General features: G+C 72.9%; 15 protein-coding genes. 5 read left to right on the forward strand and 10 right to left on the reverse strand.

Features of this window, described 5'->3' with window-relative positions; genetic code table 11:
- Positions 1-10 precede the first annotated feature (10 nt).
- From ACTXG6_RS20730 to ACTXG6_RS20740, 3 genes are read right to left on the reverse strand one after another with little or no spacing between them, the layout of a single operon-like run.
- Positions 11-712: an anhydro-N-acetylmuramic acid kinase gene (locus ACTXG6_RS20730; RefSeq protein ID WP_445189447.1), complete on the reverse strand. Its 702-nt coding sequence runs from the start codon at positions 710-712 to the stop codon at positions 11-13.
- Positions 709-2781 (reverse strand): N-acetylmuramic acid 6-phosphate etherase, encoded by a 2073-nt coding sequence (locus tag ACTXG6_RS20735; RefSeq protein WP_445189448.1) that lies wholly within the window; start codon positions 2779-2781, stop codon positions 709-711. The genes ACTXG6_RS20730 and ACTXG6_RS20735 overlap by 4 nt, the downstream gene beginning before the upstream one ends.
- Positions 2778-3500, reverse strand: a complete 723-nt coding sequence (locus tag ACTXG6_RS20740; protein WP_445189449.1) for a GntR family transcriptional regulator — start codon at positions 3498-3500, stop codon at positions 2778-2780. Before ACTXG6_RS20740 ends, ACTXG6_RS20735 begins: the two co-directional genes overlap by 4 nt.
- Before the next feature lie 379 nt (positions 3501-3879).
- Here ACTXG6_RS20740 and ACTXG6_RS20745 point away from each other — a divergent pair, with 379 nt between their 5' ends.
- From ACTXG6_RS20745 to ACTXG6_RS20760, 4 genes are all read left to right on the forward strand, one after another.
- Entirely contained in the window at positions 3880-5322 is a 1443-nt protein-coding gene (locus ACTXG6_RS20745) for an aldehyde dehydrogenase (protein WP_445183062.1), read from the forward strand.
- Between the two features lie 140 nt (positions 5323-5462).
- Positions 5463-5990, forward strand: a complete 528-nt coding sequence (locus tag ACTXG6_RS20750; protein ID WP_445189450.1) for a very short patch repair endonuclease — start codon at positions 5463-5465, stop codon at positions 5988-5990.
- 224 nt (positions 5991-6214) lie between these two features.
- Positions 6215-6484 (forward strand): hypothetical protein, encoded by a 270-nt coding sequence (locus tag ACTXG6_RS20755; RefSeq protein ID WP_445189451.1) that lies wholly within the window; start codon positions 6215-6217, stop codon positions 6482-6484.
- The gene (locus tag ACTXG6_RS20760) at positions 6485-7471 is read left to right on the forward strand and encodes a cobalamin biosynthesis protein (protein ID WP_445189452.1); all 987 of its coding nucleotides are present in this window, start codon (positions 6485-6487) and stop codon (positions 7469-7471) included.
- On the opposite strand, the gene ACTXG6_RS20765 is transcribed toward ACTXG6_RS20760, so the two are convergent.
- From ACTXG6_RS20765 to ACTXG6_RS20780, 4 genes are read right to left on the reverse strand one after another with little or no spacing between them, the layout of a single operon-like run.
- Positions 7450-8400: an SURF1 family cytochrome oxidase biogenesis protein gene (locus tag ACTXG6_RS20765; protein WP_445189453.1), complete on the reverse strand. Its 951-nt coding sequence runs from the start codon at positions 8398-8400 to the stop codon at positions 7450-7452. The two genes, ACTXG6_RS20760 and ACTXG6_RS20765, sit on opposite strands and share 22 nt — an antisense overlap.
- 4 nt (positions 8401-8404) lie before the next feature.
- Positions 8405-9328 carry a fructosamine kinase family protein gene (locus ACTXG6_RS20770; protein ID WP_445189454.1) on the reverse strand — a complete coding sequence of 308 codons (924 nt, stop codon included), beginning with the start codon at positions 9326-9328 and terminating at the stop codon, positions 8405-8407.
- A complete protein-coding gene (locus ACTXG6_RS20775; RefSeq protein ID WP_445189455.1) occupies positions 9325-9831 on the reverse strand; it encodes a low molecular weight protein-tyrosine-phosphatase in 507 nt (168 codons plus the stop codon). Before ACTXG6_RS20775 ends, ACTXG6_RS20770 begins: the two co-directional genes overlap by 4 nt.
- A 34-nt stretch (positions 9832-9865) precedes the next feature.
- Complete coding sequence (locus tag ACTXG6_RS20780) at positions 9866-10411, reverse strand: hypothetical protein (RefSeq protein ID WP_445189456.1); 546 nt, start codon at positions 10409-10411, stop codon at positions 9866-9868.
- A gap of 154 nt (positions 10412-10565) precedes the next feature.
- Between ACTXG6_RS20780 and ACTXG6_RS20785 the strand changes: the two genes are divergently transcribed.
- Positions 10566-11321, forward strand: a complete 756-nt coding sequence (locus ACTXG6_RS20785; protein WP_445189457.1) for a GAF and ANTAR domain-containing protein — start codon at positions 10566-10568, stop codon at positions 11319-11321.
- A 42-nt stretch (positions 11322-11363) separates the two neighbouring features.
- Here the strand turns inward: ACTXG6_RS20785 and ACTXG6_RS20790 are convergent, their stop codons facing one another.
- The 3 genes from ACTXG6_RS20790 to ACTXG6_RS20800 all read right to left on the reverse strand — a co-directional run bounded on the left by ACTXG6_RS20790 (position 11364) and on the right by ACTXG6_RS20800 (position 14450).
- Complete coding sequence (locus ACTXG6_RS20790) at positions 11364-12512, reverse strand: metallophosphoesterase (protein WP_445189458.1); 1149 nt, start codon at positions 12510-12512, stop codon at positions 11364-11366.
- An 82-nt stretch (positions 12513-12594) separates the two neighbouring features.
- Positions 12595-13074 carry a hypothetical protein gene (locus tag ACTXG6_RS20795; protein ID WP_445189459.1) on the reverse strand — a complete coding sequence of 160 codons (480 nt, stop codon included), beginning with the start codon at positions 13072-13074 and terminating at the stop codon, positions 12595-12597.
- Positions 13071-14450, reverse strand: a complete 1380-nt coding sequence (locus tag ACTXG6_RS20800; RefSeq protein WP_445189460.1) for a molybdopterin-dependent oxidoreductase — start codon at positions 14448-14450, stop codon at positions 13071-13073. Before ACTXG6_RS20800 ends, ACTXG6_RS20795 begins: the two co-directional genes overlap by 4 nt.
- Positions 14451-14486: the final 36 nt, after the last annotated feature.

The raw sequence follows: 14486 nt of genomic DNA on the forward strand, positions 1-14486 counted from the left end.
CCTTGGCTCATCAGGTGATCTGCAGGGTGTGCACCGGGCCGGCGGGGTCGGGCAGCCGCAGCGGCCGGTGCCCCGGACTGAACCGGCCGAGCACCCTGGACGTGCGGGAGCCGGTCGCGCCGGGCAGGACACCCGGCACGCCGTGCCAGCTCAGCGCGCCGAGCAGGGCGGTCAGGTAGGCCTCCTTGGCGTCCACCGGCAGCCCCAGCTCGGCACTGCGGCGCAGCGGCACCGGGTCCAGCGCGGTTCGCAGCGCGCCGACCAGGACCGGGTTGTGCATGCCGCCGCCGGAGCCGACCACCTCGGTGACCGCGTACCGGGCGCAGGCGTCGGCGACCGTGCGGGCGGTCAGCGCGACCAGCGTGGCCGCGATGTCCGGCGCGGTCGGGTTCGGAGTGCGCTTTGTGCCGTGGTACACCGTCTGGCCCAGCCAGCTGACCAGGTCGCCGGGCCGGCCGAGGTCACCCAGCGCGGCGTCGGCGGCGGCCGCGGCGGCCTGGCCGACCAGTGTGTCCAGCGCGCAGACCTGGTCGACGGTGGTCCGCCCCGGGGGCAGCACGGCCAGCAGCCGGTCCCGCAGCCTCGGCGACCACGGCGTGGTGTGCGCGGCGAGCGGCGTCAGCCGGACCACCCCGCCCGCGATCTCGATCTCGGCGACGGCCACATCGAGTGAGTCCATCGAGGAGCCGGAGAGCAGCCCGACGACGATCACAACCCGGCCTGCCCGACCGGCTCGACCCGGTAGCTCTCGTCCCAGCCAGGTTCGCCCTCGCTGCCGGGCCGGCCGCCCTGCTCGGCGTGCCGGGCCGCGTCGATGGCGACGCGGACCGACCCGGTGTCGGCCAAGTGTTCGCGCGCGGTGGCCACATCCAGCCCGGTCAGCGCGCTGACCAGCGCGATCCGCACATCGCCCGCCGCGGCCGTGATCAGCTCGGCGGCGGTCTCCTCGTCGACTCCGGCGGCGTCCCGCACGATACGCACCCCCCGGCGCCGGAGCTTGGCGTTGGTGGCGCGGACCCCGACCATCCAGCCGCCGTAGGTGGCGCCGGTGCGCACCATCGCCGCGGTGGACAGCGTGTTCAGCGCGATCTTCTGCGCGGTTCCGGCGGCCAGCCGGGTCGACCCGGCCAGCACCTCGGGGCCGGTGAGCAGCTCGATGACGACGGTAGCGTCCCGCGCCACCGGCGCGGCCGGGGCGGAGACGATGGCCACGGTCGCCGCGCCACGCTCGCGGGCGGCCTCGAGCGCGGCCCGGACGAACGGGGTGCGCCCGGACGCGCTCACGCCGACCACCACGTCGTCGGGGCCGACCCCGGTGGCCGCGACCGCCGCGCGGGCGGCGTCGACGTTGTCCTCGGCGTTCTCCACCGCGGCGCTGGCGGCCGTGGCGCCGCCGGCCAGCAGAGTCGGCACGCGCGCCGGGTCGAGCCCGAAGGTGGGGGTCAGCTCGGCGGCGTCCTGCACGGCGAGGCGACCGGGGGTGCCGGCGCCCACGTAGATCATCCGCCCGCCCCGGCGGAACGCGGCGGCCACCTGATCGACCGCCACGGTGAGCGCGCCGGTGGCCCTGGCGACAGTCGGGGCGGCGGCGGCCTGCCCCTCCAAGAGACGGGCGACGAGTTCGGCGGTCGGCAGCAGGTCGATCTGTTCCGAGCCGGGGCGTCTGGCCTCGGTCGGCAGCGAGTCCACCTCGGCGTCGACCCGGTCCCCGCCCAGCTCGCCGGGTACCGAGGTGGCCGGCGCATCCCGGCCGGGCGGGCCGACGGGCCGCACCCGCACCAGGCCGGCCTCCAGAGCGGTGCCGGTGTGGTCGAGCAGCCAGTTGAGCCCGTCCATGGCGTCGCCGTCCGGGGTGGCCCAGTCGGTGCCGGGATGGCGCTGGCGCAGCCGGGGCAGCAGTGCGTCCGCGAGGCCGCCGACCACCGCCACCCGGACCCGGGCCGTTGCGTTGTCGTGGGGGCGATCGTCGTGGGACCGATTGTCGTGGGGGCGATCCGGTGCGGCCACACCTCCCAAAGCGGCCGCACCGGCTCCTGCCCCCGGCTCGCCCGTACCCACCGCCGCGGCTGCGGCCCCCTTCGCGGCAGCCGCGGCGGTTCGGGCGAGTGCATCTGTGCCGGCGTCGAGGATGCCGGCGGCCACCAGGTCACCGCGGCGCGCGGCCGACAGCACCCGGGGCGCCACCCGGGCCAGCGCCGCCGCGGTGGGCAGCGCGGACCCGCCCTGCGCCGGAGCGGTGAGCGAGGTCAACGCGGTGGCCGGGCCCCGGCCGTCGGTGGCCCTGGCGGCGGCCCGCAGGCCCTCGAGCCCGATCCAGGCGCCGCCGCCCTCGTCACCGAGCAGCGGCCCCCGACCGTCGGCCTGGCGGACCGCGCCGTCGCGTACCCCGAGCGCGACGGCGCCGGTGCCGATCGAGAGCACCACGCCGTCCCGCCCGGACAGTGCACCGGCGTGCCAGGCGGCGACATCACTGGCGATCAGCACCAGCTCCGGTGGCCGGGGCCAGCACCGGCTGAGCTGGCTGCCCAGCTCGCTGGCCTCGATGGGCCGAGCCAGCACGCCCGGTACCGCCACGGCCAGGCGCCAGGGCGTTCTCGGGCCGGCCCCGATGATGTAGCGGACCAGCCTGGCGATCGCCTGCGCGCCGTCCGGGTCACCGAGGCCGGCACCCTGACCGAGGCGGCTGGTCGGTTCGTCGTCGACCCGCATGCGGGTGGTGCTGCGGCCGATGTCCACGGTGACGGTGCGCAGGACCGCCAGCGTGTGCTCGTGGCACTTCATCGCAACGTCCTGGCCGGCGGGATGATGTCCACCTCGATGAGGTAGCGGTCGCCCCTGGCCACCGACTCCACCCGCTCGACCACGTCGCCACACTGGTCCCGGGAGATCCGCACGAAGCGCAGCGCCGGCCGGCCGGCCGGGACGCCGAGCAACCCGGCCTCCCGCTCGGCGAGCACCACCGGGGCGACGGACTGTTTGCCGGTCGCGATGTGGCGGCCATAGCGGGTGGCGAGGATGTCGTAGTAGGACACGTTCCCCGCCAGGTCGTCGCCGGTCAGCCCGGGCACCCGGGCGCAGGGTGCGTGCAGGGTCTCCAAGGTCATCGGCTCGTCGTCGGCCAGTCGCACCCGGCAGACCCGCAGCACCCGCTCGCCGCCCGGCATCTCCAGGTGCTCGGCGAGCTCGAGGTCGGCGACGACGGTGTCCCACCACAGCAGCCGGGACGAGGGCGACAGACCTCGCCGGTGCATGTCGTCACGGAACGAGGTGGCCATCAGCGGTTGGGCCGGCGCCGGCCGCCGCACGAAAGTGCCCGCCCCGTGCCGGCGCTCGACCAGGCGTCGCGCCATCAGATGCTCGAGTGCGTGGCGCACCGTCATCCGGGATACCCCGCAGCGCTGCGCCAGTTCCCGCTCGCCGGGCAACACCGCGCCGGGCCCGCGCTCGAGACACAGAGCCTCGACGTGCGCCTCGACCGCGACGGTCCGGGAGTCTGACATGGAAGAGGTATAGACCTCTCAGGGTGCCCTTACAAGAGGTCTGAACCAGTTGGCGTACGGCGCGCGCCTCATCCGTCCCGTGCCGCGCGCCGAGTGGTCCGATCGGGCCCGTGACTGGGCTGACCGGGGGATAAAGATGCCTCGGAAGGGAGGCAGCGAAGACCAACGACTGCGTTAGGGTTTGCCATAGCCTTAGTGAGCCGCGAGTTGCCGCATTTGCGCCGGCTTCCACCCCTATGGATGGGTAGCTGCGGGTTTCGGCGCGCCTCGCTTCGTCTAGACCACCTGGTGCGCCGTGGGACATCTCCCGCTCGGCCGGCTCCGTGCGGCGGTTTGTCCGCGCACCTTCTCGTTCACCCAGACCCGAAGGAGACATCGGATGACTCAGCACGAGACGTTGTTCATTGGTGGGGAGTGGATCGCGCCGAGTTCGGGTCAGACGATCACGGTGGTGTCGGCGAGTTCTGAGGAGGTTATTGGTTCGGTGCCGGAGGCGCAGGAGGCTGATGTTGATGCCGCTGTGGGTGCGGCGCGGCGGGCGTTTGATGACCCGACTGGTTGGGCCACCTGGGAGCCGTCGGCGCGGGCGGTGGTGTTGGAGCGGTTTGCTGGTGCGTTGGAGCGCCGTGGTGGTGAGATCGCGAGGTTGGTGAGTGCGCAGAACGGGATGCCGGTGGCGATCTCGACGGCGTTCGAGGGTGCGTTCCCGGCGGTGTTGTTGCGCTATTACGCGGGAGTGATCAAGGAAGCGGTGTTCGAGGAGGAGCGGCCGGCGTTGATGGGTGGGACGACGGTGGTGCGTCGTTCGCCGATTGGTGTGGTGGGTGCGATCGTGCCGTGGAATTTCCCGCAGTCGTTGGCGGCGTTCAAGTATGCGCCGGCGTTGGCGGCGGGGTGCACGTTGGTGATCAAGCCGTCGCCGGAGACGGTGTTGGACTCGGTGTTGGTGGCTGAGGCGGCGGTGGAGGCGGGGGTCCCGGCTGGGGTGATTAATTTTGTGCCGGCGGGGCGTGAGGTGGGTGCGTATTTGGTGTCGCATCCGGGGGTGGACAAGATTTCGTTTACCGGGTCGACGGCGGCGGGGCGGTCGATCGGGGAGACGTGTGGGCGGTTGTTGCGGCCGGTGACCTTGGAGTTGGGGGGTAAGTCGGCGGCGATTGTGTTGGATGATGCTGATCTGGATTTGGCGACGATCGGTGAGAAGTTGTTCCAGGCGACGTTGTTGAATAATGGGCAGACGTGTTTTTTGGGGACCCGGGTGTTGGCGCCGCGTTCGCGTTATGCGGAGGTGGTGGAGGTGTTCGCGGCGTTGGCGGGTTCGTTGAAGGTCGGGGATGCGTTGGATGCGTCGACGCAGATCGGGCCGATGGCTTCTGATCGGCAGCGGGACCGGGTTGAGGGGTATATCGCGAAGGGTAAGGCGGAGGGTGCCCGGGTGGTGGTCGGTGGTGGTCGGCCGGCGGGGCAGGATCGGGGTTGGTTTGTGGAGCCGACGATTTTTGCTGATGTGGATAACAATCACACTATTGCGCAGGAGGAGATTTTCGGTCCGGTGTTGTCGTTGATTCCGTATTCGGATGTGGATGATGCGGTGCGGATCGCGAATGATTCGGACTTCGGTTTGGGTGGGACGGTGTGGACGCGGGACAAGGAGCGTGGGTTGGGGGTGGCGCGTCGGGTGCAGACCGGGACGATCGGGGTGAACACGTATCTGCCGGATCCGACGGCGCCGTTCGGTGGGGTGAAGGCGTCGGGGTTGGGTCGGGAGTTGGGTCCGGAGTCGATCGGGCATTACCAGCAGATCCAGTCCATCTACACCTGAGCACCCCGAGGTGAGTTGGGGTCCCGCCGGCGTGGCGCCGGCGGGACCTTCTCGCGAGCGGGTCCGGTCGGGGAGTGGGGACGGGGCCCGACTGCGGGCAGTCCGGCAGTGGTGGCGGCCCTTTACTAGGCTGGCCGACCGTGGCGGAGACCCCCGGGCAGCGGCCGCCCCGGCGTCGGCTGGGGCCGCGCGACCCGGCGGTGACCAGCCGCATGATGGCCAGGGTCCGCCACAAGGACTCCAAGGCCGAGCTCGCACTGCGCCGCGCGCTGCACGCCGCCGGGGTGCGCTACCGACTGCACGCGCCGGATGTCACCGGCCGGCCCGACCTGGTGATCCGGTCGCGGCGGCTGGCCGTGTTCGTGGACGGCGACCTCTGGCACGGCAACCCCGAGGAGATCCGCCGGCGGGGCCGGGACTCGCTGGCCGACCTGTTCCCCACCCGTACCGACTGGTGGGTCGCGAAGATCGAACGGACGGTGGCCAGGGACCGCGAGGTCACCGAGGCGCTGGAGGGCAGCGGTTGGACCGTGATCCGGCTCTGGGAGCACGACGTGCTGCGCGACCCGACCGGCAGCGCCGAGACGGTGCGCCAGGCAGTGCGGAAACCACTCCCGAAACCACTGCCGAAATCAGGGCCGAAACCACCCACGCACACGGTCCGCTGATCGGAGCAGCCGGGGTGGTCGGTCGGGCGCGCCGCCGTGCGCCCAGCGGTACTCCAGCCGCGCTAACCAGAGAGTAACCCCCAGTTACCAACCGTAAGCGGAAATGTAACGCGTTCAGCGCGCTGTGCTGGTCGTTTGTCGAGCCAGCATGACTCGCGCCGCCCGACATGCAACCCTTCGCGAAGGACGGGGCGACGGTGCCACCCGGAGGTTGGGGAGCGACTTTGCATTCGGAACAGAACGGCCTCGGCGAGGATGAAACGAATCCACTCGCCCTGGTGTTGGCCGGCATGCCCGAGGTGTGGGCCCGGCTGCTCGAGGAGCACGTCCCGGACAGCTACGGTCGCTGCCTGGCCTGCCGCAATTCCAGCACCGCCGGGGTGCCCTGGCCGTGCACGTTGCAGGTTGCCGCGTCGGACGCCCGGGCGATCACCCTCGGCCCCGGTGAGTTACCGGACGAGCTGTCGGACTCAGAAGTTCACGTCGCCTGCTGAGTGCCGCGTCGCCTGCTGAACCCGAGGGCCGCCGGCCTGTTGCTCGGCGCGGCGGCCGACGCGGTGTTCGCCGACCCGGCCCGATGGCACCCGGTTGCCGGGTTCGGGCAGTTCGCCGCACGGTTGGAGAGACGCTGCTACGCCGACTCCCGAGCTGCCGGGGTCTGCTACACCGGGTCGACCGCCGGGGCGGCCGTCGCGCTGGGTGCGGTGCTGGGCCGCCTGTGCCGGGGCCGGCCGCTGTTGGAGACGGTCACCGTGGCGGCGGCCACCTGGGCGGTGCTCGGCGGTGCGTCGCTGGCCGGTGAGGCCGCTGCGCTGGCAACGGCGTTGGACACGGCCCGGGACACCGGTGACCTCGCCGCCGCACGGGCCCGGGTCCCCAACCTCTGCGGCCGGGACCCGGACGCGCTGGACGCCGCCGGAATGGCCAGGGCCGCGTGTGAATCGGTCGCCGAGAACACCTCGGACGCCGTGGTCGGCCCGTTGTTCTGGGGCGGGCTGGCCGGCGTGCCCGGGCTGCTCGGCTACCGCGCGGTGAACACCCTGGACGCGATGGTGGGCTACCGGTCGCCGCGCTACCTGCGGTTCGGCTGGGCCGCCGCGCGCACCGACGACCTGCTCAACCTGCTGCCGGCCCGGCTGACCGCGCTGCTCACGGTGGCCGCGGCACCGCTGCTCGGCGGCTCACCGGCGGCCGCCGCCCGGGCCTGGCGGCGCGACGCGGGCGGTCATCCCAGCCCGAACGCCGGCCCGGTGGAAGCGAGCGCCGCCGGCGCGCTCGGCATCCAGCTCGGTGGGCTGACCCGGTACCCGCACGGAGTCGAGCTGCGCCCGGTGCTCGGCGACGGTGCCCCGCCAACCCCGGCCGACCTGCGGCGGATGGCGCGGCTGTCCCGGCTGCTCGGTTGGGCGGCCGCCGGACTGGCCGCACTGGCCGCCGCGTCGCTGGCGCGCCGCACCGATCAGAACCGCGCCTTGCCGTAGCGGTCGATCAGCCGGTCCCGGTCCGGCTCGGCGGGCGTGTCTACCGCCCGGGCCGGCACCCGCGCGGCGGCCGGGGCCGGCGCGGACCCCCGCAGCGCGTCCCGCAGGCTGACCTTCGCGGGCTCGCCGACGTTGTCACCGCCGACGCGCTCCCCGGCCGGGCCGTCGGGATCGTCGGAGCCGAGGTCCTCGTCGTCCTCCGGTTCGCGCCGTTGCAGCAGCTCGAGGCGGATGAAGTAGACGAGGCCGAAGATCGCCATCGCGCCGAAGGACAGCCACTGCCAGGCGTAGGACAGGAACGGTCCGCTGTCACTGTCCGGCAGTGGCAGCACCCCCAGGCCGCCGGGCTGCCCGTCGATCAGCTGCAGGTAGCCGGCCGCGACCGGTGCCCCGATGGCCTGGGCCAGCAGTTGGCTGTCCGCCGCGTAGAGCTGGCGGTGCCCACCGGACTCGAGCGAGGCGCGGTGGTCCGGGTCGGACTCGTCCAGCCTGATCCGGCCGGTCAGCGCAGTGGTGCCGGTCGGGGCCGGCGCGAACACCGACACGTGCCGGTCCTCCCCGGGCCGGACGTACCCCCGGTCCACCGCGACGATCCGGCCGTCGTCGGTACGGAACGCGGTGAGTACCTCGAACGCCGGGCGACCCAGCACCGTGCGCAGCCGGACCACCGCCTCGTCGGCCGGCAGGTACTGCCCGCGCACCACCGCCTGTCGCCACTCCACTGCCGGCCCCGGTGCGCTCCCTGCCGGGACCAACTCCTCCAACGGCCGCGGCGGGTTGGCGAAGGACGCGGCGATCTGGCGGTTCTGCTCGGCCTGCTCGGCGTTGCGCCGGAACTGCCACGGGGCCAGCAGCGTGTAGCAGGCCACCACGAAGGCGATGACGACCAGGACGAACGCTATCCAGCCTGGTTTGAACAGGAACCGCACCCCTCTACGGTATGCCGTCGGCCAGCCGCAGTGTGGAGCGGGCGGCGGCCACCGCCTGATCGGCATAGCCCCGGCCGAACAGCACCACGTGCACCAGCAGCGGGAACAGCTGGTGCAGCCCGACCCGCGCCGGCCAGCCCGGTGCCAGCGGGCTGACCTGCTGATAACCGGCGAGCACCGCCTCCAGGTGCGGGCAGCCGAACAGCGCGAGCATGGCCAGGTCGGTCTCCGGGTGACCGCCGTGCGCCGCCGGGTCGATCAGCCAGCCCTCGGTCCGGGCGGAGCTGGGTTCACCGGGCCGGGCCGGGCCCGGGCTCCAGCGGACGTTGCCGGACCAGAGGTCGCCGTGCAGCCGGGCCGGCGCGACCGGCGGGCCGGCCACCTCGGGCAGCACCTGGCAGGCGGCCTCGATGACGTCGGCGTCGTGGTCGGTCAGGTGGCCGGCGTCCCGGGCCGAGGCGAGGTAGGGCAGCACCCGGTGCTCGACGTACCAGTCCGGCCAGTGCCCGCCGGTCACGTTGTGCATCGGGGCCAGCCCGATCCAGGCCCTGGTCGGGCCGCCCGGTGGCGGGGCACCGAACGCGGGAGCGCCGGCCGCGTGCAGCCGCGCCAGGGCGGCGCCGAAACGGGTGGCGGCGGGCGCGTCAGGCCTGGCTGCCGGGAGGTACTCGATGAGCAGCCAGTCCGCGTCGTGCCCCAGAACCGCCGTCACACCGACCTCGTCCGGCTCGGCCAGCCAGCGCAGCCCGGCGACCTCGGCGGCCACCTGGCCGGGTTGGCGGTGGGCCGCCTTCAGTACCGCGAGCCGGCCGTCCGCGAGCTCGACCCGGACCGCCGGCCCGTCGGTGGCGCCGGTCTGGCGCACCGACCTCGGCGCGGCGCCGGTCAGCCGCAGCACCACGGACCCGACGTCGTCCCCGGAACTCACGCCAGCTGGCCCCGGGTCCAATCGAGCAGGCCGGGCATGGTCGCCTCGACCATCGCGAGCACCTCGTCGAAACCCCGGTCGCCGCCGTAGTAGGGATCGGGCACCTCGGCGCCGGCCGGCGCGGCCGGGTCGAACGAGCGGAGCAGCCGGACCCGCTGTCCGGCGTCCTCGCGGCCCAGCGCCCTGGTGAGCGCGGCGACGTGCTCGGCAGAGGCGGCGAGCAGCAGGTCCGCCTCCAGGTGGTTCGGGTTGATCTGCCGGGCCACGTGCTCGGCCGGGTAACCGTGCCGGCGCAGTACCTCGGCGGCCCGCTCGTCGGCGGGTTCACCGGCGTGCCAGGGTCCGGTGCCCGCGCTCGTCACCAGGACCTGACCAGCCAGCCCCTCGCGGTCCAGCACGGTGGCGTAGACCTTCTCGGCCATCGGCGAGCGGCAGATGTTGCCCGAGCAGACGAAGCAGACCTGTAGCTGTTGTTGGTTCCCCACCCGGTCAGTTTGACGCATCGCCGAGCCGGGAAGCGCGTCGCGCCAGGTGCTCCTACAGCGACAGCTGGACACCCGGCCGGTCGGACCCCGGACTGCCCCACGGACACCGTCGAGCTGTGGGCCGGGCCCTGGCGGCGCTCCGGCGCGCGATGGCGAGCCGTTCGACGAGGTCGTCGGAGTTGTCGAGCAGCCGGTAGCGGTGCAGCGAGGGTGCGGTCGAGCCGAGGTCCTCGTGCCGGGTCAGCCCGGTGAGGTAGTCGGCGACCCGGTCGGGGGAGGGCACCAGGTCGCCCGGGAAGTAGCGCCGGCCGGTGCCGCGCGGGTCCGCCGGTTCGGCCCACCACCCCAGTTCCTCGTGCCAGCCGACCCGGATCCGCTCCCGGGGTGCCGGCACACCGTCGGTGGCCTCAGCTGTCTGAGCTCCGTCGGCGCCCTCCGGCAGCCTGCCGGCGGCCAGTTCGAGGCTCAGGCCCAGGGCCTGCTGCGGCATCGGCTGGTGCACCCACGCAGCGGTGACCACGACGTGCCGCTCGGCCAGCTGTTGGCGGACGGCGCTCAGGTACTCGGTGAGGAAGTCCAGGCAGGTGCTCACGGTCATCGGTTCGCCTCGCGGGTCAGCGGGTGCCCGCCGGCAGGGACGACGAGCGATTTCGAGACCAGGCTGACTGCGTAACCGTGGTTTCCCGCAGCATAGCTCCGCGCCGGCGCCGGCGGGTAGCCTCGCGTCGGTCGACCGCCCCGGGTGAGGAGCCATGACCCACGTGAGTACCGATCTGCAGACGCTGGCACAGGAGCTGGCCGAGATCACCAGGCTGGTCGAGGACGACGACCTCGACTCGACCCTGCGGCGTTACGTGGACCGGGTGGTGCGCACGGTCGACGGCTGCGACCACGCCTCGATCACCGTGGAGACCAAGACCGGCCCCGAGACGGTGACCGGCGGGGCCGAGCCGCTGCTGAGCTACCTCACCGGGAACTCACCGGGCGACGTCAGCCCGATCGTCGAGGTGCTGCGCTACCGGGAGCCGCGTCGGCTGCCCGACGTCGACTCGGAGCAGCGGTGGCCGGAGTTCGGCGCCCGGATGGTCAAGGCCGGCTACCACAGCGCGCTCTGCCTCCCGCTGGACACGAAGGCCGAGCCGGCGGCCGCGTTCACCCTGTTCTCCCGCAAGCCCAACGAGTTCGCGGACACCTCCTACGACATGGTGCTGTTGTTCGCCCTGCACGCCGGCGTGGCGTTCGACAACATCAGCCTCTACTCCGACTGCCAGACCCTGGTGAAGCACCTGCGCGACGCTCTGGGCACCCGGTCGCTGATCGGGCAGGCGCAGGGGCTGCTGATGCACCATCACGGCTACGGCACCGAGGCGGCGTTCAATGCGCTGCGCACGGCGTCGCAACATCACAACACCAAGCTGCGCGAGGTGGCCCGGATCCTGGTCGAGGCGCAGCAGAGCGATCAGCTGGACGCCGGTCTCCGCCGGTTCGGTCTGGAGCAGGGGACCTGACCCGAGCAGGGCGGCCTCGAGCAGGACCGCCCCCGACCCGGTTCAGGCGCCCGGCGCGCGCAGGGTGAGCACGGTGATCTCGCTGGGCGCGAAGACGCGCAGCGGCGGACCCCAGAACCCGGTGCCCCGGCTGGTGTAGAGCTGGGTGCGCTCACCGTGCCGGCTCAACCCGGCCACCACCGGCTGGTCGAGGCGCACCAGGTAGCGGAACGGCCAGATCTGGCCACCGTGGGTGTGCCCGGAGATCTGCAGGTCGACGCCGGCCGCCACGGCTTCGGTGACCTGTTTGGGCTGGTGGGCGAGCAGTACCACCGGCAGCTCCGGGTCCGCGCCGGACAGTGCGGCCGACAGGTCGGGGCCGTGCCCGAGGAGGAGGCCGACGCCGGTCGGATCGTCGACGCCCGCGATCACCAGCCGGTCACCGCCCCGGCACACCACCTCGTGCAGGTTGTGCAGCGGCTGCCAGCCGATCGAGGCCATGTGGTCGATCCAGCCCGCCGCGTCGCCGAAGTACTCGTGGTTGCCGGTGATGTAGAACTTGCCCAGCTCGGCGTGCACCTTGGCCAGCGGGTCGACCTGGTGCCGGCGCTTCTCGACCGGCCCGTCCGCGAGGTCACCGGCGTGGCAGGCGATGTCCGGGTGCAGCGCGTTGACCGTGTCGGTGACCTTCGTCGACCAGCCGGCGCGGTCGATCGGGCCGAAGTGCGTGTCGGTGACGACCACCAGGCGCAGCCCGTCCAGGCCGGCGCCCAGCCGGGGGAGCACCACGTCGAGCTCGCGCACCCGGGGTACCCGGCGCGCCTCGAACATGCCCCAGCCGAGCAGCACCACCACGGCGACCAGCACCGATACCGCGACGATCCGGGACCGGGCCGGATCCGGCACCCCGGCCGCGAGCAGCACCAGCCCGCCCAGGTTGCCGATAACCGACCAGCTGAACAGCAGCCAGGCGGTTCCCAGCATCGTGTCGCCCAGCGCGGCCGCCGCGTCGCGCTGCGCGGCCCCGTGCCCGAGGATCATCAGCACCGGCAGACCCAGGACGGCCAGCACGAACACCGCGGTGCCCACCAGCAGCATCGGGTCCGGCCAGGACAGCGGGCTGCCGAGCAGGGTCCACCAGGGAACGGAGAACAACAGCAGCAGCACCAGGGAGACCAGGAGCCGGCGGGGGATGTGGTGCAACAGCCGCATCAGCGGATGCCGTCCTTTGCGCGTCGGATTCAGCGAGGAGCTTGTTCCGAGCTTAACAGAACGACGGTCTGTTATGGCTGGGTCATCGCTGTGCCGAGGGAGTGGGGGCCGGTGTCGGGTGCCGGCCGAGTCGGCGGGTCACCGAGCGCACCGCGTAGACCAGCAACGACCCGGCGAACATCGCGGCGCACAGCAGCAACCAGCGGGCCAGGAACGGCTCCTGGGTCAGCCCGGTGGCGGCCCGGTAGGCGCCCGCGCCCTGGCGGATGATGCCCGGGAAGAACAGCAGGAACGTCAGGGCGACGCCGAGCAGCGGCACCCGCAGGTAGTTGACCCCGGGGCCCGGCCGCACCCGGTTCAGCACCCGGTCGGCGGCCGCGTAGAGCGGGAACACCACCAGGTCGTGCGCCACGATCGCGGCGCCGAACCAGATCAGCATCCTCGGCCACACCGGGTTGGCCAGCACCCCCAGCGCCGCGTACCCGGCCAGCGCCAGGCAGGCCAGCACGGCCAACAGGTGCAGCGGGTGCTCGCCGTAGAAGGCCTTCCAGCGGGTGATCACGGTGCGCTCCGGAACTCGATGGACCCGACCCACTTGGTGCAGTGCACCCCGGGCACCGCGGGAGCGATGACCCGGCACGGGGCGCCGTGGTCGCGGCTGAGCGGCGCACCGTTCACCGAGGTGGCGAGCAGTGCGTCCGGGTTCAGCACCTGGCCGGCGGTGAGCGAGGCGGTGGCGAACGCGCCCATCGGCTCCACCGACCGCACCACCGCCGACGTCGGCGCGGCCACCCCGGCCAGCGCGGCCAGGTCGCCCAGCCGCACCCCGGTCCAGGTCTGGGTGCTCGACCAGCCCTCGACGCAGGCCAGCGGCAGCTCGACGCTGTGCTGCTGCAGCGACGACAGCGCCGCCCGGTCCAGGGTCAGCGGCAGCGGGCCGCCGGTCAGACCCAGCCGCCAGCCCGGCCCGACCAGTTCGTCGGTGATGCCGGCGGCCACCGCGGTGCGGTTGATCTGGAAGTCGTTCGGGCCGTCGCCGTAGGAGCGCCCGCGCGGCAGCAGGATGGCGGCGTGCCGCAGTGGGCCGCCGATGGTCTGCCCGGCGGTCAGCAGCCCGACCAGCAGTGAGCCGCCGCCGACCACGGCCAACAGACCGCGCCGGGACAGCGTCGGTGGTGCCGGGTCCAGCGCGACCAGGCTGTCCGGGTCCTCCGGGTGGGCCGGCTCCGGCCGGGTCCCGGCCAGCGGCGTGCGCAGCTCGGTGCGCAGCGAGCGGGACCGCAGCCCCGTCACCATGTGCGGGAACTTGATCGCGACGTGCACCACGATGCCGCCGATGAACACCCAGGCGCCGTAGTAGTGCGCGGTGTAGAAGTCGAAGCCGAACACGTAGTCGTACTGGATGTTCAGCACGCCGGTGGCGATCTCGAACAGGATCCCGCCGACCACCGCGACCAGCGAGACCCGCTCCAGCACCTGCGCGAGCGAGCGGGCCGGCGGCCACGCGAACAGCCGGGGCACCACCGACCACAGCTTGGCCAGCACCACCGGGATGAGCACCAGGCCCAGTCCGACGTGCAGGCCCTGGGTCAGCCGGAACAGCCAGGACGGCCGGCTCGGCCAGTCGAAGTAGGGCAGGTGCAGCCATCCCACGTCGAACGGGAAGGCCTGGTCGAACTGGGGCCCGTACGCGATGTAGTCCAGCAGCCCGGTGACGATCACGATCGGCAGGGTGATCAGGAGGACGGCGCCGAACACCGAGGTCAGCCACGGGCCGCGCAGCGGGCTGCGCCAGAACCGGGTCCGGCCGAGGCCCGGCGGGCGGAGTCGCTCGACAGTCCGCCAGAGCACGGCGGGGAACCCGTAGCGTGCCGGCGGCGGCTCGGCGGGGGTCGGGACACGGCGCGGTGGCGCCTGCCTCGACGTCGTTCGTGGCATGGTCGTGACGCTAGCGACCAACAGTTGCGCAGAGCG

The sequence above is a fragment of the Pseudonocardia sp. Cha107L01 genome, from assembly GCF_052566575.1.